Source organism: Gracilibacillus sp. YIM 98692 (genome assembly GCF_010993965.1).
Taxonomy (GTDB): domain Bacteria; phylum Bacillota; class Bacilli; order Bacillales; family Amphibacillaceae; genus Gracilibacillus.
Window position 1 is genome coordinate 1 of sequence record NZ_WIXM01000009.1, and the last position, 22,362, is coordinate 22,362.

Annotated in this window: 27 protein-coding genes and 2 pseudogenes; 26 read left to right on the forward strand and 3 right to left on the reverse strand. The window is 32.3% G+C overall.

All coding sequences use genetic code 11. The features are described 5' to 3' along the window. Positions 1-145: 145 nt before the first annotated feature. From GHD00_RS10090 to GHD00_RS10110, 5 genes are all read left to right on the forward strand, one after another. On the forward strand, positions 146-598 hold the full coding sequence (locus tag GHD00_RS10090; RefSeq protein ID WP_163538046.1) for a hypothetical protein: 453 nt from the start codon (positions 146-148) through the stop codon (positions 596-598). Positions 599-761: 163 nt separating this feature from the next. Beyond that, a complete protein-coding gene (locus GHD00_RS10095) occupies positions 762-1,214 on the forward strand; it encodes a hypothetical protein (RefSeq protein WP_163538047.1) in 453 nt (150 codons plus the stop codon). A 261-nt stretch (positions 1,215-1,475) separates the two neighbouring features. Further along, the gene (locus tag GHD00_RS10100; RefSeq protein WP_240468660.1) at positions 1,476-2,387 is read left to right on the forward strand and encodes a DNA-processing protein DprA; all 912 of its coding nucleotides are present in this window, start codon (positions 1,476-1,478) and stop codon (positions 2,385-2,387) included. Beyond that, complete coding sequence (locus GHD00_RS10105; protein ID WP_163538048.1) at positions 2,377-3,549, forward strand: phosphoribosyltransferase; 1,173 nt, start codon at positions 2,377-2,379, stop codon at positions 3,547-3,549. Before GHD00_RS10100 ends, GHD00_RS10105 begins: the two co-directional genes overlap by 11 nt. Positions 3,550-3,690: 141 nt before the next feature. After that, a complete protein-coding gene (locus tag GHD00_RS10110) occupies positions 3,691-3,996 on the forward strand; it encodes a DUF5516 domain-containing protein (protein WP_163538049.1) in 306 nt (101 codons plus the stop codon). A gap of 267 nt (positions 3,997-4,263) precedes the next feature. Here GHD00_RS10110 and GHD00_RS10115 read toward each other — a convergent pair whose 3' ends face one another. After that, the gene (locus GHD00_RS10115) at positions 4,264-4,956 is read right to left on the reverse strand and encodes a hypothetical protein (RefSeq protein WP_163538050.1); all 693 of its coding nucleotides are present in this window, start codon (positions 4,954-4,956) and stop codon (positions 4,264-4,266) included. 166 nt (positions 4,957-5,122) lie between these two features. Between GHD00_RS10115 and GHD00_RS10120 the strand changes: the two genes are divergently transcribed. Then, the gene (locus GHD00_RS10120; protein ID WP_240468666.1) at positions 5,123-5,506 is read left to right on the forward strand and encodes a GNAT family N-acetyltransferase; all 384 of its coding nucleotides are present in this window, start codon (positions 5,123-5,125) and stop codon (positions 5,504-5,506) included. Between the two features lie 9 nt (positions 5,507-5,515). Further along, a complete protein-coding gene (locus GHD00_RS21080) occupies positions 5,516-5,656 on the forward strand; it encodes a GNAT family N-acetyltransferase (protein WP_240468661.1) in 141 nt (46 codons plus the stop codon). 68 nt (positions 5,657-5,724) lie between these two features. On the opposite strand, the pseudogene GHD00_RS10125 reads toward GHD00_RS21080, so the two are convergent. Next, a pseudogene (locus tag GHD00_RS10125) lies at positions 5,725-6,564 on the reverse strand (tyrosine-type recombinase/integrase). A 235-nt stretch (positions 6,565-6,799) separates the two neighbouring features. On the opposite strand from GHD00_RS10125, the gene GHD00_RS10130 reads away from it, so the two are divergent. The 4 genes from GHD00_RS10130 to GHD00_RS10145 all read left to right on the forward strand — a co-directional run bounded on the left by GHD00_RS10130 (position 6,800) and on the right by GHD00_RS10145 (position 9,149). Next, positions 6,800-7,588, forward strand: a complete 789-nt coding sequence (locus tag GHD00_RS10130) for an alpha/beta hydrolase (RefSeq protein WP_163538051.1) — start codon at positions 6,800-6,802, stop codon at positions 7,586-7,588. 174 nt (positions 7,589-7,762) lie between these two features. Continuing rightward, positions 7,763-8,152, forward strand: a complete 390-nt coding sequence (locus tag GHD00_RS10135; protein ID WP_240468662.1) for a hypothetical protein — start codon at positions 7,763-7,765, stop codon at positions 8,150-8,152. A 75-nt stretch (positions 8,153-8,227) separates the two neighbouring features. Beyond that, positions 8,228-8,647 (forward strand): NUDIX hydrolase, encoded by a 420-nt coding sequence (locus tag GHD00_RS10140; protein WP_163538052.1) that lies wholly within the window; start codon positions 8,228-8,230, stop codon positions 8,645-8,647. Between the two features lie 139 nt (positions 8,648-8,786). Further along, the gene (locus tag GHD00_RS10145; RefSeq protein WP_163538053.1) at positions 8,787-9,149 is read left to right on the forward strand and encodes an NIPSNAP family protein; all 363 of its coding nucleotides are present in this window, start codon (positions 8,787-8,789) and stop codon (positions 9,147-9,149) included. 214 nt (positions 9,150-9,363) lie between these two features. On the opposite strand, the gene GHD00_RS21085 is transcribed toward GHD00_RS10145, so the two are convergent. Further along, positions 9,364-10,581: a thermonuclease family protein gene (locus GHD00_RS21085; protein ID WP_240468663.1), complete on the reverse strand. Its 1,218-nt coding sequence runs from the start codon at positions 10,579-10,581 to the stop codon at positions 9,364-9,366. Positions 10,582-11,147: 566 nt separating this feature from the next. On the opposite strand from GHD00_RS21085, the gene GHD00_RS10155 reads away from it, so the two are divergent. The 15 genes and pseudogenes from GHD00_RS10155 to GHD00_RS21265 all read left to right on the forward strand — a co-directional run bounded on the left by GHD00_RS10155 (position 11,148) and on the right by GHD00_RS21265 (position 22,213). Beyond that, the gene (locus GHD00_RS10155) at positions 11,148-11,393 is read left to right on the forward strand and encodes a hypothetical protein (RefSeq protein ID WP_163538054.1); all 246 of its coding nucleotides are present in this window, start codon (positions 11,148-11,150) and stop codon (positions 11,391-11,393) included. Between the two features lie 325 nt (positions 11,394-11,718). Continuing rightward, the gene (locus GHD00_RS10160) at positions 11,719-11,964 is read left to right on the forward strand and encodes a hypothetical protein (protein WP_163538055.1); all 246 of its coding nucleotides are present in this window, start codon (positions 11,719-11,721) and stop codon (positions 11,962-11,964) included. Positions 11,965-12,005: 41 nt separating this feature from the next. Beyond that, a complete protein-coding gene (locus tag GHD00_RS10165; RefSeq protein ID WP_163538056.1) occupies positions 12,006-13,583 on the forward strand; it encodes a zinc-ribbon domain-containing protein in 1,578 nt (525 codons plus the stop codon). Between the two features lie 336 nt (positions 13,584-13,919). Beyond that, entirely contained in the window at positions 13,920-15,419 is a 1,500-nt protein-coding gene (locus GHD00_RS10170; protein WP_163538057.1) for an ATP-dependent nuclease, read from the forward strand. An 824-nt stretch (positions 15,420-16,243) separates the two neighbouring features. Continuing rightward, positions 16,244-16,600, forward strand: coding sequence for an S-layer homology domain-containing protein (locus GHD00_RS10175; protein WP_163538058.1), 357 nt, complete (start codon positions 16,244-16,246; stop codon positions 16,598-16,600). A gap of 43 nt (positions 16,601-16,643) precedes the next feature. Then, positions 16,644-16,724: pseudogene (locus GHD00_RS21440) on the forward strand (S-layer homology domain-containing protein); the annotation flags it as partial. Between the two features lie 90 nt (positions 16,725-16,814). Next, positions 16,815-17,087 (forward strand): thermonuclease family protein, encoded by a 273-nt coding sequence (locus GHD00_RS10185; protein WP_163538059.1) that lies wholly within the window; start codon positions 16,815-16,817, stop codon positions 17,085-17,087. Positions 17,088-17,206: 119 nt separating this feature from the next. Further along, positions 17,207-17,404 (forward strand): excalibur calcium-binding domain-containing protein, encoded by a 198-nt coding sequence (locus GHD00_RS21445; protein ID WP_163538146.1) that lies wholly within the window; start codon positions 17,207-17,209, stop codon positions 17,402-17,404. A 588-nt stretch (positions 17,405-17,992) separates the two neighbouring features. Further along, positions 17,993-18,781, forward strand: a complete 789-nt coding sequence (locus GHD00_RS10195; protein ID WP_163538060.1) for a sugar phosphate isomerase/epimerase family protein — start codon at positions 17,993-17,995, stop codon at positions 18,779-18,781. Between the two features lie 65 nt (positions 18,782-18,846). Then, complete coding sequence (locus GHD00_RS10200) at positions 18,847-19,068, forward strand: hypothetical protein (protein ID WP_163538061.1); 222 nt, start codon at positions 18,847-18,849, stop codon at positions 19,066-19,068. 70 nt (positions 19,069-19,138) lie between these two features. Next, a complete protein-coding gene (locus GHD00_RS10205) occupies positions 19,139-19,429 on the forward strand; it encodes a Gfo/Idh/MocA family protein (protein WP_163538062.1) in 291 nt (96 codons plus the stop codon). A 35-nt stretch (positions 19,430-19,464) separates the two neighbouring features. Further along, positions 19,465-20,544, forward strand: coding sequence for a Gfo/Idh/MocA family protein (locus tag GHD00_RS10210; protein ID WP_163538063.1), 1,080 nt, complete (start codon positions 19,465-19,467; stop codon positions 20,542-20,544). Positions 20,545-20,597: 53 nt separating this feature from the next. After that, positions 20,598-21,581: a glycoside hydrolase family 43 protein gene (locus GHD00_RS20910; RefSeq protein ID WP_205600738.1), complete on the forward strand. Its 984-nt coding sequence runs from the start codon at positions 20,598-20,600 to the stop codon at positions 21,579-21,581. Between the two features lie 78 nt (positions 21,582-21,659). Further along, positions 21,660-21,956, forward strand: coding sequence for a beta-xylosidase family glycoside hydrolase (locus GHD00_RS21260; protein WP_276208265.1), 297 nt, complete (start codon positions 21,660-21,662; stop codon positions 21,954-21,956). 32 nt (positions 21,957-21,988) lie between these two features. Further along, entirely contained in the window at positions 21,989-22,213 is a 225-nt protein-coding gene (locus GHD00_RS21265) for a beta-xylosidase family glycoside hydrolase (protein WP_205600739.1), read from the forward strand. The last annotated feature ends 149 nt before the right edge of the window (positions 22,214-22,362 follow it).

Sequence of the window (22,362 nt, forward strand, 5' to 3'; positions counted from 1 at the left end):
AAATTTAAAAGGTCTGTTGGAATTTTATGTTAAAATATTATTGAGATAAAAGTTATTGTACTAACGATGCAGAAGAGTTGAAGAAGTAGCATTTTTGTAACGAACTTTGATTTTTTACGTCTTATTCTATTAGCGAGGTGGTAAAGTGAAAAAGGTATTAACACTAATGTTGTTTATCTTCTTTCTGTTAATGGGGTGTAATAGTAGTCAAGTTGAATTTGAAAATGGTAGCCTTATTCACGATGAACAAACAGCTGTGGATGACCAAATGAGTAGGATTGTAGAAGTTGCTTTCAGTGAGGAGGAATTCGGTGATTTATGGAATTACTTTAATTTTGAAGAAGAGCATCCAAGTGTTGACTTTGAAAAATCTGGTATTATTGTTGCACAAACAACCGAAAACTCTTGTCCTAAAGAAATTGAAAAATTAGAGTTTGACAATGGAGAAGAAAACCTAATCATTGATACTATGCAAAAAGAAACTACCTGTGATGATATTGGTCTTCCAAGAACATTGGTATTCCAGGTAGACAAAGATAAGTTAGAAAAAGTTGAATCAATAAGATTTGAAGGAGAGGAATTTACCCTAGAAAATTAAACATCACCTATTTTCAGTAAATTTTCCCCTCAAATAAACTCTTTCCTTAATGCACTAACGGGTGGCGTGTGCGAAACAAGGGTAATTCGCCTTTTCTTGTTGTGAAGGAAATGGCAGTAGAATTGAAGAAGAAAACCACGAAGAAGTAAGGATGTGATCAAGAATGACTGAGATGACAACATCCATTGTTTTATATGGAGAGATGGATAAGATGGATACAAACAAATGGCTAAAATTCTATAAATATTCTAAAAAACTTTCTTCAGAATTGTCTTTTGAACCAAACTACATTGGTCTTATTGGTGAGGACTTTAAATCTGGGAAAGTCTTAACTATAAAGAGAACTGAGAAAAGGCTCTTGAAGTCATTAAGCAATGGGAGTTGTCTCACATCAATGGAACTATATTCTTTGCCTGATGACTTTAAACAAGCTGCCTTTGATTATAACTTCTATTTAGCAAGGATTGTAAATGAAATTAATCATAAGCCATCTAAAATAATCTTAACTGTGCCAACTGAAATGTATGAAATAATAAACACAGATAGTGTAATCTCTAATTTGAAGGAATTCATTCAATTTAAGGAAGGAGAAATCTTTGAATTATCAACATTTTAGATACTTGTTATTAAATCTATAAATTCTTCTTGTGTTAACGGGAGCTTTAGTGAAGATCGATGTTTAACTTTTATTCAATATATGAAGACGTGGTATAATTAGAAGATTACGAAAATTTGTTCCATCTAAAGACGTACATAATGAGGTTATGATTATGAGAAATAGAGGATCTATATTATTAGTAGAAAATGACAAGTTGCGTTTATTCAAAGAACTAAAGATGACACAGTTTATTACGTTTTTCATGGTGATGGAGTAGAAATGGAGCATTGGGAAGCGCTGGAAGCAGGAGAGAAAAGAGAAAGGGGGGAAACTATGACCAAAAAAATACGAAGTAACTTATTTTTTTTGAAACAATTTGGTTTTAATGAATCACTTTTACAAACTATTTTTCAGTTAAGATTAGACCCCCTAGAAAGTATTTTTAATAATGAAAACGAAATGATTATGGAAATTGAAAGTAAATTTACAGATAAAGATAGAGAATTAGCAAGAGATTATCAAAAATATAAAAATTTCAAATCTGAATTATTTAATACTGAAGCTTTTTTAAAAGATGGTAGCAGTAAGATCTATTTTAAATATGATCAAAATGAATTGACGGCATTAATTCCAGAAAAAATTATGCCACTTTTTATGTACTCAAAAGGTGATGTTTCACAATTGTCGTTAGATAGAAAAAGAGTTGCTATTGTTGGTACCCGTAAGCCATCGGGAAAATCTATTGAATTAACCAAAAAAATAACACAAGAATACGTTCGCAATAATTATATTATTGTGAGTGGATTAGCTGAGGGTATAGATACTGTCTCACATGAAATCACTCTTAGTCTTGGTGGGAAAACGATTGCAGTGTTGCCTACAAATTTTAATAAAATTTATCCAAAAGAAAATCAAGATTTAGCTAATTTAATATCTGAAGAAGGTTTGTTATTAACAGCTATCGGTCCCAAGGAAAACACTTATAAATCAAGCTTTTTAGATAGAAATAAATATGTTGCCAATATTAGCGATTTAGTAATAGTTATAGAAACAAATTTAAAAAGTGGAACTATGAATACCATTAGAAATGCATATGAAGCGAATAAAAAGATACTTTTTGTAGATCAGGGTGAGGAAGAGATAAATAATAAAATATTTGAATTTGGAGGGGAAATGCTAAATGACAAATAAATTAATTTTCGTATCTAAATTAGTTTTTTTTAATGAAAGTAATGAGTTGATTGAGAAAAACTTACGAATCGCTGATTACTTTAATAACGAGAAAGTAAAATTAGCTATTGTAGCTCAGCAAGCTACAATTGGTATATTGAAAAGAAATTTACCAAAAGAATATGAAGGTAAAATAAAATTTGTTAATAGAAGCTCAGAAACTAAAGAAAAAATTAGAGAGTTAAAAGATAAAGGCGGAATTTTTGGTGTAATAGGAATTGTTGAAGAAGATGCTATCTTTTCTTTTAATTGCAAAATTCCATTATTTAATCCAGAGGCATTAAGTAGTCGAGTAACTGTTTCAGAGAAAGTAAAAAAATATGGTTTGCCCATAATTGACTTTCAAAATGTTATAGATTGTTTTAAGGCAGATGAGATTCATAAAGATAACTACTTCCAAATGAGCTTTGGAGATTCTTTTAGAGTTATAAGTTTAAATAATGCAAATACGTATTATAGACCCGAAGAAGAAGCGAGAGTAAAACAAGTTTTTGAAACAAATTTAAAAGGTACCAAATCTGAACGTGATCAAAGAATATTACTTCTTCTATTATTTCACTTGATAAATGAAGTTACAACAAACCCTTATTATAATAAGATTGATTATTGGGGAACTTTCCCATCTTCAAGTCCAAAAAATATAGCTACATCAGTTTCTTTTTTAAAAGAGGCTGTTAGAGTAGTTATTGGTGGAGGACCTAGAAGAGGTCCTGAAATATTAATCAGAAATAAACAAATGCAATCTAAACATAGTAGTGGAGCAATTCGTTTGGAAACTAAAAGTAATAGTGATTTCGAAACTTTAATTGTGAATCCAGCTTTAAAAAATAACATTAAGGGGAAAGTAATTTGTATTATTGATGATTATATTACAAATGGCTATTCAGCTGAGGCAGCAAAACACTTACTGTTTGCTGCAGGTGCTAAAGAAGTAATATTTCTCTCATTTGGTAAATTCGGAAAAAAATACTTTTCAACTAATTATGTAATAGACGGAGATGTATATTCTAAATATACTTATGAGTTTATAGATGAAGAACTTTATGAAGGAAATATTGGTGAAGAAATGTTTTATAATCCTAATAATGATTCAGAAATCTTAAATTTTGCAGATTTGATTTAGAACCATTACTCTTTAATTTTTATGTTATAGATTCTTTAGGACCTATTAACAGTTTAGTTATCTTGCTCCTTTCATTAAAATTTCAAGTATAGACAAAGTTTACGGATTTTAATAAATATCTGCTCGAAAAGAGGTAAAAATATGGCTTGGTTAGAAAACGGCAAACTAATATCAGATGCAGAAAGTCGAGAACTTATTTCTAAAGGTTTTCAATTTGTCGAAGGTGTTTTGAAATCACCCGACGAGGTAAATGACTTAATAAAGTCTGGGTACACTACACCACATTTAGCAGAGGGCTTACGATATACTTTTACTTCTAAAGAAGCGAAAAGTCTTGGAATTTTAGGGGTTGGAGTTTTAGGTGTCGGCATAGTTTCATGGGGAGCATGGAATGTTGGAAAGTTTACAAAAAGTAAATTTGATAATAGAAAAAAAGAAAATCTCTAGCCTATTTCAGACTAGAGATTTTTCCTTTCACTTGTTCAACTAACAGGGGCGAATGCTGAACAAGGGTATTCGCCTTTTCTTTGTTGAATTAAAGAAGCAGGTTTGTTTAATGTTGTCTAGTTGTGAGTAGGATGTTGTTAAAAGACATCCTGCTCACTTTTTATACCAACATACATACCGCTGGGACAGGGGTATTGCTTAAATGCCGTGACAAGAATATCTAAAAAAAGAACTGTTTTGGACAGTTCTTAAAGAATTACTATATTTTTAATGATACCTACCATTACCCATACTATCATCAACTATATCGTTTACTTTTTCTATGGCTTGCTCTACCATTTCATCAGCAATCATCACAACGTCTGTATCATATTTTTCTTTTTTTGACACATCGAACTGAAGTTTCTCAGCATAAGGTGCTGGTTTATTCATCATATGAGCCGACATAACCTCACAGAGAAGATCGCGCCCTTCTTCGGCATTTAACTTTCCTGTACAAATATCGTGCATTACGTTAATGGCAGTGAAATTAGCAGCCTCCATATCACAGCGAGAAGATACCTCGCCCTTTGTCTTTTCCACGATTATACTACCATCAAACTTCGCAAGCTCATTAAACATCTCTTGGGGGACCTTATAATTAATAACTTGCTCGATAACATCGGTATGGGGTTGTGGAAAGTCATGTGGGATTTCATCACGATAGACAATAGTCCGTTTCCACGGTCCATTGCTGTACCAGATTAATCGACTTGGAATCGCTTCATTCGGAGGACCATATTGTTCAATTGTAAGATTTGCTGATTTCTTTGACATAGAATTCCAATTATTAATAATCGTTTGAACCTTTTCCATATCTTCAACAGTTTGAGTTATCTTTTCAGCTCCGCCAAAAGTTTGTACCTTTATATCACTTGCCATTGAGATAGCAGCGGTTTTCCATTTTTCTTCTTGTTCCATAAATATTCCATCCTTTCATCCATTTAGTTATTCTTATTATTATTTGAAACATTTTGAAATAAATACAGTAAAAATTATGTTTTCCTTATTTAACAAACGGGTGGCTATTGTTTAATAGTGTAATAAATTTTATCAAAAATATCAGATAAGGAAGGTACGATTGAAAATGTTGCAAGAGATTGAAACGGAACACTTAGTTTTGAGACCTTATGATTTGAGTGATGCACCAAGGGCTCAGAAATTAGGAGATGACAAAGCCATAGCAGAGACTACTTTTATTCCTTATCCATACACTATAGAAAAAGTCGAAGATTGGATTAAGAAACATTCATCACTCATTGAAAATGGAGACGCTTATCCGTTGGCAGTCATATTAAAAAGTGAAAAACAACTTATAGGAACTATGACTATTCGTGTTGATAAAAATCATAATAAAGGCGAATTAGCATACTGGATAGGCAAAGATTATTGGGGAAAAGGATATGCAACGGAGGCTTCTAAGAAAATACTTGAATTTGGTTTTAATGAATTAAATCTAAATCGAATTTAGGCTCCAGTAATGAGTAAGAACAAAGCGTCAGGAAAGGTAATGCAAAAAATTGGATTGAGATATGAAGGTACATTAAAACAAGATATTTTAAGATGGGACAAATACGAAGATGTTGATATATATGGTCTTTTAAAAGAGGATTATATCTAACAAGAAATAGTTTAAATGTGCGTTTTTAAAAGGGAGTAACGAGACATTTATCGTTACTCTTTTTCATATTAAAAGTATTTGTTGTAAAATTCTTGTCTAATCTTTCCACTTAATTGAGCATATATTCGTGTTGTTTCACTTTTTTCGTGTCCGAGCAGGCTCTGGATTACATCAATCGGTGCACCATTATTTAATAGATGGGTAGCATAACTATGCCTCAGTTGATGAGGATGAATCGTTTTATTTATTCCAGCTCGATTGGAAATTCGTTTTATGATGTACCTCATTTGAGCAATACTCATTCTATGAGGCGAACGTTCCGTAACGAAAATAGCTGGATCACAGTCGCTTCTTTCATTAAGATAATTCTCTAACCAAATCTCGCAACGAACATTGAAATAAACTTCTCTCTCCTTATCCCCCTTACCTCGAATGATTGCAGAGTTACTTCCCCAATTAATACTGTTGCGGTCAAGAGTGACTATTTCTCCTATACGACACCCTGTTGAAAACATAAATTCAAACAATGCTTTTTCCATCGAAGAATGACAAGCATCTCGCAAATGTTCAATTTCCTTTTCGGTTAAGAATTTCGGAATTCGCTTTCCCAATTTAGGTTCTTTAATTTTTCTTGCAGGATTACTAACGATTATCCCTTCTTCATGTGACCAACGAAATAGAGATTTTATAAACCTTATTCAGTGAGCTAAGCTCGATGGTTTCAAATCAATACTTGATTCAGCTAAATATTGCTTTAGGTCATATGTAGTGATCTTACTTATTTGGACATTACTAAAATATTTAATTAGTAATTTCATTTGAAGAGAGTATGCTCTTAGTGTCTGTGGGGAAAATCCTTCAATCCTTTTATCTGCTTCATATGATTTAGCAGCTTCTGATAAAAACAATTGGATCACTCCTAAACGTTTTGTTTTCAGGATTGCCTATTTTTTAAAAAAATTTTCAGATATAAATGGAATTTAATGTTAAAATGAATTCAAAGAAGCTATTAAACAAAAGAAGCAAAGAGTCTAAGAAAGAAGGATTTTTAAATATTAAAAGAGAACAAAATAACAACGTTATTATTCGTTTAAAAGGTAAATTGTTATTAAATTTGATACTTTAAGGAGGAGCGTGCGAACATTGAAAAAATTAAAGTTTGAATATCCTGTAATTGAAAAAACATATAAAGAAGTAGAGGAAAGAAATTTAAAATTATATATATTTGAGCCAAAAGTATACCAAAAAGACAGACCAGCAATTCTATTTTTTAATGGGGGTAGCTTTAAAAAAGACCCAAAAACCCCAGTGCAATTCCAACATCAAGCTGATTATTTTTCTTCTAAGGGTATGGTTGCAATATGTGTTGATTATCGAAATGGTTCGGATGAAGGTTTCTTACCAACTCAAGCAATTTGTGACGTTAAATCTGCTGTCCGATGGGTAAGGGGAAATTCCTCTGATTTGGGAGTAGCCCCGAACAAAATAGTTGAATGTGGTTCGTCTGCTGGTGCATATATTGCCGTGTCTTCTATTATGTTTGATGATTTAAATGATGAACACGAATATGATAATCAAAGAACAAATCATGTTCCCAATGTTCTAGTTGTTTTTTCAGGAGTCATGGATGGTGTTGATATAATGAGAAGACGCTATACTGAATTACTTGAAAAAGCTATTGAGATATCACCCATACATAATATCAAAAATTGTTTGCCACAAACTCTATGGTTATGTGGGACATCCGATATAGATTATGAACTTAATAAAGAATTTATTAAACTGATGAAACAAGAGGAAAATGATATAACATTTAAAACATTTGAAGGTATGGAACATGGATTTTTTAATTATGGTAAGCATCAGAACGAGTATTTTCATAAAACAAATCTTGAAATTGAGAAATATTTACATTTGATGAAGGTTATTTAGTAATTAATTGATAAAGGTCACTAATAAAAGTTATGAAAGTAAACTTTAGAAATGAAGAGTTTATGAATAATTGCACTGAAATTAACGGGTGCGAATATTGATTATGAGTTTCTGGTACAGAAGCTCCTGTTTTACTAAATGGCAGGTATTTTCAATGACAATGAGGTGTGTTGATTGAAAAAAAGTGATATTGATTTTAGTTATTTTATCGGACAGCTAGTAACAGAAGTAAATACAGAGGTAGACCTTCCACTTGGTATGGGCTTTGATCAAGGTGGATTAATAGTAGAATGTCCGTGGAGAATCCGAAGAGAAAAAGAGATAATAATTGGAGCATCAGATTGTGTACACGCCCCAAATAAATACTCACATAAAAATGTTAAGCAGTTACTACTTGAAAAGAAAATTACCGACATAAGTTTCTATGAGGAATTTTCTCTATTGGTAATTGAATTTGATGAGAGTATATTTCTTGATTTGTTCCATGAAAGTAATTATTTTGAGGGTTGGCAATTAAATGGATATGAAGGTTTTGACTTAATTTCTTTACCTGGAGGCTTTTAGCCTTGTTGTACTAAAGGGTGGCTATCCTTCAAGAAGGACATTACCCTATTGTTATTGAAGTTAGGAGGTATTGGTTTGAATTCGATTAAAAAAGCATACGGTTATGTCACAAGAAATAAAAATGGAAAAACTCAAGTATTGGTTTTTCAACATCCAATACCTGCAGCCGGAGTACAGATTCCTAAAGGTACTGTGAAAGATGAAGAAGATACATATAATGCAGTTATTAGGGAGATCGAAGAAGAAACTGGATTGAGGAATTTTGATGTTGAACATTTAATTGCAGAAGATTATTGGGAATATGATAATGGTGCTATTCATAATAGGTTTTTTTATAAAATATATATATCAGATGCTCCAGATGAATGGGATTACGAACCAACAGGTGGAGGGGATGAAGAAGGGCTATTATTCCATTATTTTTGGATTTCTTCAAAGAACGAAGTTGAACTTATAAGAGGTCACGGAGATTATTTAAAACACATCTTTATTTAATTCTTTTCAAGTAAAGAATACATTTCCGTAATAATGGTAATATATTCCTTTTAGTGAAGAGCATGATTATACAAAAAAGGTTTATTTCAATCTGTATTGAACTATTTAGAAAATGGCTAAAAGGGAGAGAGTCAAATCAATGATTTATCGTAGAAAAATGTACAACGTTGCACCAAGTATTTTAGATGATTTTAACGAACATTTTAATAAAACACTTCTACCAACACAGCTTAAATATGGTGCAAGATTAGTTGGTAGGTGGATGACTAAGGAAAATAACGGTGTTATAGAGATTTTTGCGATATGGGAATATGACAGCTTTGAGGATTATGAAATTATTGAAAATAAAGTTAAAAGTGACGAAGAGCATGTTAAGCGTGTTCAGAATTGGTATAAAAAAATGGGTGGAAGAGAAAAACTCAAAGAAGTATTCTTTAAAATTGAACAAGATTTTTTAGAAACAACTGTTCCGTTTGATAAAACAATCTTGTCAAAAAAGTAATTATTCTTGTTGCGCTAACGGGATGCATTTCATTCGCTTCTTTCTGTCAGTGATTTTATTTATTATATCTATTTTAGCGTTTATTTTTTAAGCTTAATAAGGAAAAAAGCCTGTATCAATGATTCTTGATAATCTAAGATACAGGCTTTAAATTTCATAGATAACTACCTTTATATTTATTTAACTAATTAAGTGTGTCTTATTTTAATGAGTTCTATGGTAAACTCTCGCAAACGAGACCATCTTTATCACGATCTAATCCGTGTGGATCTTCATTTGGACCACCTGCTGCCTTAAAAAATGCCTGAGCTTCATCGTGCGTATCAAAATCACTGCAATTACGATCTTCACCTTTTGGATCATACGGTCCATCATAACTAGATGAAACATCATTAGAAGTGTCCTCTTTTTGTTGTTCCTCTTGGCTCTGTTCATCTTTTGGTTTTTCGTAATGGAAACCATCTGATTGAACGTATCCGTCCATACTCCAAATACCAATACCTGCGTTAGTTGCTCTAGTTTGCGCTTTTACAAAAGCATTATAATGCGTATACGGTGGATCATAAACATAAGCTAATCGAGCTAACCCTTCTTCTAATAACATCTGGTTGAAGTTTTGTCCATCTACCCATAAATAGGCAAGTAAACGATTATATTTGTCACGCTTTGGTCCATCATATTCAACCCTAACTTGCTTTCCAGTTAATTTTTCTTTTGCAAAGGCACTAGCTTCAGGACCAAAAGGTTGTACTGGTTTGGATGGGTGTTTCGTTTCTGGTGTATCCACTAATAAAAGCCTTACACCTTCAATTTTACCGTTTAATTTTATTTCAATTGTGTCACCATCTACAATACGAGTAACTGTTGCTCGAGTCAGATCTGAGTTATTAGAATCATCTGTTTCTTGAGTTGTTTGATTATCTGAGGATTCTTCTTTCTTGTTCGTTTGTTCTTCTTCTTTATTTGATGTTTTAGTATTCGAATGTTTAGTTTCATCTTCTGAAGTGTCATTATTGGTAGCTCGTTCTCCAGTGTCCTTATACTCACTGTCAGTTTCTTGGTTACTATCATTAATTTGATTGTCGGAGGAATTAGATGCTCCATTTTGTTCCGTTTGATCTTTATTTTCACTATCTTCTGATTTACTTGAGTCATTGTTATTTTCTTCTTCAGATGATTTTTCTTGACTTGATTTGTCGTTTTTATTTTTATCAGTTACAGAATTTACCTGCTTTTCAGAATCCGAAGTCTCGGCTATTTGATCAGGTGAATCTGCTGTAACTCCAAAAAGAGCAAAACTAACAAATAGAGTTGGAATAAAAATTTTAAGAGCTGTTTTTCTAGAAGCTAACTTGATGATACTTGGTTTAATTATACCAAGGAATAGTCCAATAATACTCAATAGAAAAATAAGTAGAAAAATATCAGCCACTCTAAATTCCCCCTTATTTTAAAACATTAAAAAGACACACCTAATTAAATGCGCTCTTAATCATGGTCTTATTTTGTTATTAGCTATCTATAAAGGAATTAGATCGAGAAAAATTTATATTAACACCTAATATTATCTAAGTCAATTACAGTTGAAAAATCAGGTTAAGTAGAAATTGATGATAAAATTTAGATAGGATATGAATTTGCAAGAAGATCTTATACTACTATTACAAAATATGAACAAAATCGTAAGAATCCAGCTTTATGGGAGAATCTTTCTTCACAAACTAAAAAACAAATGAACGGTATTGTTGGATTAAAATGCAAGAAGTTCAAGCTGCTTGTAAATTAAGCCAAAATCGAAATGAGGAGGACTATCACAACATCATTGATAAACTATATGAGGAAAAAGATTTAAACAATTAGCAGAAGTGATTAATTTTTTGCCCCCTCATTTCATATGATGGGCTTTTTAATGGTGTTTATATTAACAAATTTTAACAAGGGATATTTTAGAAAATGTCGAAATTGTTATTGATGTCATATAGAAGGGAGGAGAGAGGATTGAGAAAAAGAGAACTTGAAAAAAGATTTAGTCTAGAATCCATGAGAGATAAGGAATCAAGAAGAATTGCAGTGAAAGTATACGATGATCACGTAGGGCATTCGTTTGTTTATTACGAAAACGAAATAAAGAACTTAGGAGAAAAGATGCCAGATTTACAACGCTTCATAGAATTGAACTGGAGAGATATAGAAAATGGGAAATATGAAGTAGAAGCATTTAATCAATTTGAAGTAATTGACTAATGACTAACAGCACCTACTAATTATAGTAGGTGCTGTATTACTTCTTTAATATAAGACGTCTTGTGAAGAATGGGAAATGATACAAAAGAAGTAAACGGAATGATTAGATAATTAAACAAGGATCCAGATAGGCTATTAGATGATTATCACTTGTTAAGATTTGAACTGAGAGAAACAGAAAAACTAGAATGTAAGAAAGTTACAATGACTTATAGAAAGTAACTTTTATATGATAATATTTTAAGGAAGGATAATATTCCTATTAATAATGTATTTTAATATATTAATATAAAAATGATTAAACTTAAAATAGAGGTGGTGTAATTTGGATAAAGCATACTCGGTACTAAGAGAGAAATGGGAAAAATTAAATCAAGAAAGAGCTGTCATAACTGATAAACAAAAGAAAGCATATAAAAAAAGTTATGAAAGAAAAAGTGTTGCTCCACTATTGTTCTTAGATGATAAAGAAAGTGCACAACTTGATAGTCAGATAAAAATAATCGAACAAATTGCTTCTGAGTTAGGTTATGGTGTGTTTAAGGAAGTTTTCAAATGGAAAGAAAAATAGAAAGTATTGTGTGGATAATTATAGTTGTTGTTTAAATTTATTTGATTATTGTTATTAGATGGTTGTATTTATGTATTGAAATAATTTATAAGGAGAATTTAATGAAAAATTCAAGGGGTTTTGTTGCTGAGGAAAGACCTGAATTAATCGAAGAGTGGCGTGAATTAATAAATGGGGAATATACACCACACAACACAAGAGCTGGTTCCGATGTTTATATAAAATGGCGATGCAAAAAATGTGATCACTATTGGTCGTCGCAAGTTAAAAATAGAGCTATACATAACACCGGTTGTCCTAAGTGTCACGAAAGATATAATGTTGCTTTTCCTGAGCTCGCAATTTATTTTTATATTAAACGAATCTTTAAAGATGCAAAACTCAATACTTGGTTAGAAGGTATAGGAAATTATACGTCAGTAGATATTTTTATTCCTATTCTGAATCTAGTCATTGAATATGATGGAGGACATACTCACAGAAATAGATCAGAATTAGATAAAGATAAAAGTAATTTTATTTTGGATAAAGGATACGGTTTAATACGAATCAGAGATAATGGGTTGCCACCACTAGAAATTAAAGGAATGCTAGAATACCTTTATGAGAGAAGGTCACACAAATCAGTTGGACAAATGATTGAGCAATTATTAGTAATCATAGATGATTGTTATGAAGGGTTTACAACAAAAATTAATGAGGTAAAAACACAAATTGATATAGAACATGATAATATACCAATCCTTGCACAAGTACCACCAGTAGATGTTAAAGAGGATAATTTATTAGAAAACTGCCCTGATATTCAAAAGGTATGGGATTATGAGAAAAATTACCCTTTCCAGCCCCGACATTTTAAACAGTATTCTAATCATAAGGCTTGGTTTATATGCGAAAATAAGCACTCAACATTGGTGCAAATTGGTAGTAAGGCTCGAGGGCATAGTTGCAAAGTATGTGCTGGTCAAAAAGCAACCGAGAAATATAATTTACAGCTATTATTCCCTGAAATAGCAAAAGAGTGGAACTATAAAATGAACAATAAACCACCTGAAAAATATCTTCCGTTTTCTAATGAAGTAGTTTATTGGGATTGCCCAAAATGCAAATCAACGTATGATTATCAAATTAATTGGAGAACTAGTAATAGTGAAAATTGTCCATATTGTGCTGGAAAAAGGGTGAATGAAACGAACTGTCTTGCAACTACTCACCCGGATTTAATTAAAAAATGGGATTATAAAAAGAATAAGGAACTAAAACTAACTCCATACAATGTCACCAAAGGACAGCATGATAAAGTATGGTGGATATGTGAGAGGAACCATAGTTATCCCAAAATGATTTATGATAGTGTAGGTGGAGGAGGTTGTCCTACTTGTTATAATCTCTATGGACGTTTTAAGCCTAAAAAAGTAAAAAGAGAAAAATCCTTAGCAGTTAAAAAACCTGAAGTCGCAAGACAATGGCACCCAACCAAAAACCGAGATGTCACTGCATATGAAGTAGGGCCTTATGCTAGAGAAAAATACTGGTGGCTATGTTATAACTGTGGTCATGAATGGCTGAAACCCCCTAATAATCGCAAGAGTGCGAGGTGTGAAAGTTGTAAGAAGTAATAAAATTAGGGGAAGTAAAACAAGCTAGATTTCTTACTCCACCTTATGCATTGTTCTGTATACGATCTTCAATAATTTAAGTGTGTTTTTATAAGTGATTAATATTAAATCTATATTTTTAAGGCAATTGATTAAATACAAATGTCTTCAGCAAATAGGCCATATTATAGACTAACTTCTTGTATAGATTTTGGGAGTTTGAGACAATTATAATAAGTCTACTCTAAGGGGAATTCTATGATTAATGGAGTCGTCTTTATCTAATCAAACATAAATAAATTATCTAAACCAATAAAGTGTTTAGGAGTTTTATGAATATGGGAGAAGGTTAAATTAATGAATGTGTTGGATTGTGTAATAGTAAACAAACATAAGGGAATAGAAGAGAATATTGAAATAAGTATATTGGGAAAGATAAACGTAATATGTGGAAAAAACAATAGTGGAAAAACAGTTATACTATCAGCATTAGAACAGGATGAACATTGTATAATAGGGCTTTCAGTTTCAGAAGAAAAACTATATCAAATCGTTCAAGAAGAAAACTTATCTAATGCTCCGCAGGGGGTTGTTCAAAATCAATTGGATCAACTTAATAAAGAGTTAAAGAAGTTACAAAAAAATACATGGTTAATAGAAGATATAGATGATGTGTTGGTTCCAAGCATAAATCAACATTGCCCCTCAATAAACGATACAACCAAATTAAGAAATATTCTTGTAAGCCAACTCAATGACATGGAAAAGTCTAAACGGGTGTTTATACCATCAAAACGAAAAATACATGAATCTTTTGATTTACAGTATGAGGCTCAATTTGAACCAAGTGGTCCTGGTGTGTTAAATAGATTATTTGATTTCAAAAACCAGTTAGATTCCACAGAAGCCAAACAGCGATATATTCGAATCAAAGAACAATTTAATTATATTACTAGTGGTTACAATTTTGAAATTACTATTAATCACCGAAATATTAATCTTTATTTTACAAATGACAAAGGGGATTGGATTGGTTCCGAGGATAGTGGTATGGGCTTGAAAGATTTATTAATTATCCTATTTTTTATGAATCTTCCTGATTTAGATGTGATCTTAATCGATGAAGTGGAGACTCATATGCATCCGGACATGCAGCGAAAATTACTTTATGTCATGAGTAAAGAAAGTAATAAGCAATACTTTCTGTCAACACATTCTAATGTGTTTTTGGATATTACAATGGTTGATAGAATATTTCATTCTTATTTTGATCATGAGAAAGGAATCCAGGTCCATAATGCAACCTCTAGAAGTACTGTTCTGAATGATATTGGTTTTTCAGTCGCTGACAATTTAATTTCTGATTTAATCATTTTAACTGAAGGGCCTACAGATAAGCCTATATTAGAAGAATTTTTAAACAAAATGGGTTTATTTAAATATAATATCAAAACTTGGCCTCTTGGTGGAGATGCCATGGATCAAGTAGACTTAAGCGTGTTTAAGGACGCATATAAGATTATGGCTCTTATTGATAGTGATCCAGATAGCCATAAGGTACGAAATCGGTTTAAAAAACAATGTGACGAAAATGAAATTTACGTATACCAGCTAAAAAGATATGCGATTGAAAATTATTTTACTGTTAATGCTCTAAAAAAGATCTACGGTAGACAAATTCCTGAAGATTTCGAGCTTAATTCAGGTGAAAAATTAGAAAAACAATTATTCAATGTAAAAAAGAAAAATAGACATATTGCAAAGCATATGATGTTAGAAGAGATAAAAGGCACAGATTTATATGACTTTCTTACACAAGTGGAAAATTATCTTACGCAAGAGTTTTCACCATCATGAACCACCTGTATTTGAGCATGTGATACATATATGTATTTTATTAAAATTATAACCCTCAATATTTGCAACAGGTAGGATGTATATACAAGTATAGATCTTCAACAATTAGTCGCGATTGCTGAATAGCGGTGATCGCTATTTTTTTTCAGATCTGGATCTGCTTTATCCACTATTATCTCTCTTATTCTTTAGTAAATATTTAACATGACCGATAGCCAATTGCAAATCGTTTCATAAAAGTGCTTTTGTATAATAAGCATTTATTACGCCTCTTTATAATTAAGTGGACGGGTGGTTTTACAATGATTAGCAGTAGGCAATCTGTCTACGATACGAAGGTGTCGAATACTCTATTGATTCTTGTAATTAAATGGTTATTTCATGTTTATAAACGTACACCTTTATAAACTAATAAAAAATAATAGATTTACAGTTTTCAAAGGTATCAAAATAATTTTATAAACCTCCGTAAAGGAAATAGACCTAGATCCAGATTTTTCTTACGTGCCACCAATATATTATTTAAGAATATTAGCAGCTTAAAAGAGAGCAACTAATTAATCATTGGGGTATGAAATTACTTCAAATGCTATCCTGCACTGTAATCCACTTCTTAAATATATCTTTCCATATATTGACCAAATACTTATAAAGTATGAACTTTCGAACAGTTATGTTCTTAACACTGTAGGGTTTATCTTCTTTACTTAGAAACATCTCCATCATCAATTCACTTCAGTCCTTTTAACATTTGTTATAGTTGCTAGAGTTTAAAACTAAATGTAAATAAATCCTATATAGGGAAAAAGTACAGGGGAATAAAAATGAAAAAATTATTAGTTTTAATTCTTTCAATCTCTTTAGCTTTTGTAACTTTATCCATTAAAGTAGAAGCATCAAAAGGCTTTTCTGATGTCAATCAATATTCTGATCACATTTCAAACTTAGTAAGTAAAGGAATCATAAATGGAGATCCCGATGGTTCTTTTAGGCTTGAAAAAGGTATACTTCGAATTCAGGCTGTAAATATGATTTTACGAGAGATTGGGATAGATGTTGAGAATAGTAATGCACCGGATCCTGAATTTTCGGACGTATCTACAGAAGATGGAGAATTTAAAGCTGTTGAATTAGACTTTATTAAAGGAAAACCAGACGGAACATTCGACCGGGAAATTTAACAAGAGGAAAAATGGCATCGATTCTAGTAAAAGCCTTCATGATATTGTATCTACTTTAGCAGCAAATGGGATTACTACTGGATATCAAGACGGTACTTTCCGTTCTAATCAAGAGCTTTCAAGACAACATTTTGCTGTATTTTTATCTAGAACCATTCATTCGCTTGAAGATAATATTTGGGCAACCTTATCTGATGTAGTCGATGGTGATACTGTGAGAATAAATTTGAATGGAGAAGAAGAAACAGTTCGACTACTATTAGTTGATACACCAGAAACAGTTCACCCAACAATACCTGAACAACCTTATGGAGTTGAAGCATCTACTTTTGCGAAGGAAACATTAAGTATTGGTAAACAAATTCAGTTAGAATATGATGGTCTTCAGCGTGACTATTATGATAGGATGATAGGTTATATTTGGGTAGATGGAAAAATGTTCAATAAGATGTTATTGGCAGAAGGCTTAGCAAGATGCGCTTATTGAATATGATCCACCGTATACTTATCAAGAAGAGTTAAAAGAAACAGAGCTGAAGCTAAATCTGTTGAATTAGGTATTTGGAGCATAGATGGATATGTAACAGATGACGATTTAATAGTTCTATAGACGATTCAGAAGAGAGCACTGACGATGATTCCGAATACGATGGTCCATATGATCCTTATGGTGAAGATAGAAATTGTAGCGATTTTGATACGCATGAAGATGCTCAAGCATTCTTTGAAAGAGCAGGAGGCCCTGGAGAGGATCCGCACCGACTTGATGGTGATGGAAATGGTATAGCTTGCGAAAGTTTATAAAACGATCTTCTTCAGCTCCTCATTTCATATGAGGGGTTTTTTTATGTTTTATATTAACAAATTTTAACAAGTGATATATTGGAAAATGTCGAAAATGTTATTGATGTCATATAGAAGGGAGGAGAAAAGGTTGAACTTGAAAAAAGATTTAGTTTAGAATCCATGAGAGATAAGGAATCACGAAGAATTGCAGTGAAAGTATACGATGATTACGTAGGTCGTTCGTTTGTTTATTACGATAATGAAATAAAGAACTTAGGAGAAAAGATGCCAGATTTACAACGCTTCAAAAAATATAATACACTCCCTTCGTTAAAGAGACACTCTCTAATATTTTGGAATAATTATATTCATATTTGTCTTAAATGTGAAATTGAACCAACAAAAAATAAAAAGGATAAAAATTATCACCTAATTTTTATCCTTTTTATTTTTTGTTTAAAAAGCTATGCAATTTCTTATTAAATTTTAATACTAAATTCGTTAATTGTTGAGAAGAACTGTTTCAAATATTTCCTTAAAATAAACTTATTAGCAAAAAAATGATGAAATATAATCTTATTAACAAATAAAAGGAGTTGAAAAGTAATGCAACTAGGGAACATATCTACTCCAACAGTTGACAGTTTTAAACGTTCAAAAGAAAGGGGTTTAGATTTTCTAGAGTTTTGTATAAACGAAGGCAACGATGTAGAGGCGTTTTATCAATCTCGCAACGATTTACTAAATTTCAAAAATGAATATGAAATCGATGTGCAATCAATTGGTCGATGGAAGTCATTGCGCGTAGATGAAAAAGGAAAAGTAATCGAAGAAGAATTAGAAAAATGTTTTCGGTTAATTGATGTTGCAAGTGAATTAGAATGTCCTAATTTTGTCAGTGGATGTAATTATGTAGAGGAACTATCCTACTTTGATAATTGTGCCGCTGCAATTGATTTCTTTTCAAAATTAATTGCCTATGGAAAACCTAAGGGTGTTAACGTATCTTCGTATAATTGCCGCAAAGTTAATTTTGTCCATAATCCTGTTGCTTGGAAATTGGTGCACGGACATTTGGATGAGTTAGGAATAAAGTTTGACCCATCCCATAGCAGATATTTTGGCGGAGATTATTTGCAAGAGACGATGGATTGGGGGCACCGTTTTAACCATGTACATTTGAAGGGTTCGATGATCATAAGTGGTGAACGAGTTGACGACCCTCCGGCTGGACTTGATCAAACAGATTGGAAAACATTTATTTCCATGTTAAGAGTGAAAAATTACACGGGTGGATTAAGTATTGAACCGCATTCTCCCGTATGGACAGGCGAATTAGGAGAACATGGAATAAATTACACAATTGATTATATGAAGGGATTACTATTTAAATGAAGGTTTAAGGAGCAATTAAATAGCTAACAGAAAGTTAAGATATGGATTGATTGGTGCTGGTGATAATGCAGAAAAAAAGTACGTTAGCCATTTTTCGCAGCTTGATTACTTCGAATTTGTCTCTGTTTGTGATAGAAATATCCAAAGCAGCAAATAAACTAGCGGTAAAATACAACATTGAAAGAGTTTATCGAAATTATCGTGAGATGTTGAAGCAAGAGGATTTGGATGTTGTTAGTATTTGTAAACCTTATGAAATTGATAGAAATATCTATTTTTTGCACTAGGAAATGGGGTTAATTACGTTTAGTTAATTTAACTTTTGCACTAATTAACAAATGATGGGAGAGAAAAGTAATGAGTAATAAAAAATTAAAGTATGGATTGATTGGTGCTGGCAGTAATGCAGTAAAAAAGCACGTTAGCAATTACACAAAGCTAAGAAACATAGAATTCGTCGCTGTTTGTGATGTTAATCTTGAGAATGCAACTAAAGTAGCTGAAAAATATAATATTGACAGTGTGTATAGTGATTATCGTGAGATGTTGAAGCAAGAGGATTTGGATGTTGTTAGTATTTGTAAACCTTATGAAATTGATAGAGATATCTATTTTTTTGCACTAGGAAATGGGGTTAATTACGTTTAGTTAAGCTAATTAACAAATGATGGGAGAGAAAAGTAATGAGTAATAAAAAATTAAAGTATGGATTGATTGGTGCTGGCAATAATGCAGTGAAAAAGCACGTTAGCAATTACACAAAGCTAAGAAACATAGAATTCGTCGCTGTTTGTGATGTTAATCTTGAGAATGCAACTAAAGTAGCTGAAAAATATAATATTGACAGTGTGTATAGTGATTATCGTGAGATGTTGAAGCAAGAGAAACTGGATTTTGTAAGTATTTGTACACCAAATCATCTTCATGCAGATATTGCCGTTTATGCTTTGAGACAGGGAATTAATGTTCACTGTGAAAAGCCATTAGCGATTAATGCAAAAGAGGCGCAAAGAATCGTAGATGCTAAAAATAGATCTGGGAAAAAGGTAATGATTGGGCTAAACAATAGATTTACAAATGAAATGGTAAAACTAAAACAATATATAGATCAAGGATTTTTTGGAGACATTTATCAAGCAAAAGCTGGTTGGAAACGAAGAAGTGGTATCCCAGGGAGAGGTACATGGTTTACGAATAAAGCTTTATCTGGTGGCGGTGTTATGATTGATTTAGGTGTCCATTTTCTTGATCTACCGTTATTTCTACTAGGGCTACCAGAACCATCTTATATAACTGGTTCGACTTATCAAAATTTTGCTAAAACGACAACTCGGAATAGAAACGGTTATAAAGGAGATCCCGAGGGCATCTTTAATGTTGAGGATACAGCTGTTGGATTAATCGGGCTACAGAATGGGGCAACAATCAACTTTGAATTTAGTTGGGCTTCAAATATTGAGAAAGATGAAACTTTTATGGAGATTCTTGGTACGAAAGGTGGGGCTAGTTATATTAATGGGGAGTTAAAACTGTTTTCGGAACACTTGGAAACCTGCATTGACATTATCCCAAATTTAAACCCTAACCTCACACTAAAGAATGAGTTCGAACATTTTACGAATTGTATTTTTAATAATGAAGAGTTATACACACCAGCAGAAGATGGGGCATACATGATGAATATTATCGATCGTTTTTATGAATCGGCTGAACGTAAAGCCCCTGTATTTTTTGAAAATAAAGCTGCAGTGAACTTTTATTAACTAAGTGATTAAGTTTTTGATAGATTAATAGAAAATAAAAGGAATGAATTAGCTTGAACCAAGAACAATTGAAAAATCCAATCTTACCAGGATTCAATCCAGATCCATCTATATGTCGAGTTGAGGATGATTTTTATCTAGTTACTTCTAGTTTTTCTATGTTTCCAGGAATACCCATTTTTCATAGTAAGGATTTAATAAATTGGAAGCAAATCGGGCATGTGCTTGATCGACAGTCGCAGCTACATGTGACAGCGGATAATATTGTCGCTGGCATAATGGCTCCTACCCTACGTTATAATAAGGGGACTTTCTATGTGATTACATCCAATTTTAGTAGTAAAGAAAACTTTATTGTTACTGCAACTGACCCTTCTGGTCCTTGGTCAGACCCATACTGGTTAAAGGATGACGGTATTGATCCATCTTTGTTTTTTGACGATGATGGGAAGGTGTACTATACAGGTACAGCTAGAGAAGCGAGCGGAGAACAAGTCATATGGATAAGTGAGTTCGATCTGCAAAATATGTGTTTTATTGGAGAAAAGAAAACTATATGGGGAGGCGCTTTGAAAAATTGTGCTTCACCTGAGGCGCCTCATCTTTATAAGAAAGATGGGTATTATTATTTGGTGATCGCAGAAGGCGGGACTGAACATTTTCATGCTGTTACCGTAGCAAGAAGCACATCCATTTTTGAGTATTTTGAAAGTCACAAGGGAAACCCTATTATGACTCACCGACATTTTGGTAAAGATTATCCTATTTGTAATGTTGGTCATGTTGATTTAGTTGAATTAGAAAGTGGCGAATGGTATGCAGTCATGCTAGGTTCTCGTTTAGTAGACGGTCATCACAAAAATCTTGGAAGAGAAACATTTATTGCACCTGTCACTTGGGAGGATCATTGGCCAGTGATAAGTCCAGGAACGGGGAGAATAGAACGTAGCTATCCTGCACCAGATTTACCAACTTCAGTGTTGCAACCAATGACTACAAGAGACGATTTTAACGAAGAAAAGTTAGGGATGGAATAGGTATTTTTTGGTACGAATTACGATAAATTCCATTCAATTTCAAACAGTAAATTAACGTTAAGTTTATTACCTCGTTCTATTAGCCAGAAACTACAAAAAATAGGTTTATCTAAAAAGGATTTAATGGTAGCAAACTTAAGCTTTGTGGGGCGAAGGCAAGTACACATTAATTTTAGTATTTCAAGTCTGATGCGTTTTAGAGCATTAAAGGAAAATGAAACGGCAGGACTTGTTATCATGCAAGCATTAAATCACCAACTTCGCTTGGAACGTTCCATGGAGAATGAGAAGGAGGTCATTAGGTTAATTCAGTGTACTAGTGAATTGAATGGCTATCCTTTTCATGCTAATTTTACTAGCAAAACACGGAGGTAGAACTTGCTAAGGAAGAAATTGATTACGATGATGTGGTACTCGGTGTTAGAGCAGTAGGAAATAAATATAGCTTTTTTTATGCTAAGGAAGGTGAACGCTTTACCACACTATATGATAATGGAGATGGAAAACAAATAAATCCACCGAATATAGGTGGTATGATGGGTACTCTCCTTGGGGTGTACGCAAGCTCCAATGGTAAAGAAAGTGAAAATAATGTGGAATTCGAATGGTTTGACTATGTTGGAACAGAGTAAATGATATTTTATCATATTGATTGTCTAGTCTATTAAAGAGTTAGAATTTTACTGCATTTTTTAATTTTTTTAAATAATGATATAATTTAGATCAATAATGTTAAATCAATCGTAATAATATATTCATTCTAAAAAAACATTTTTTAATT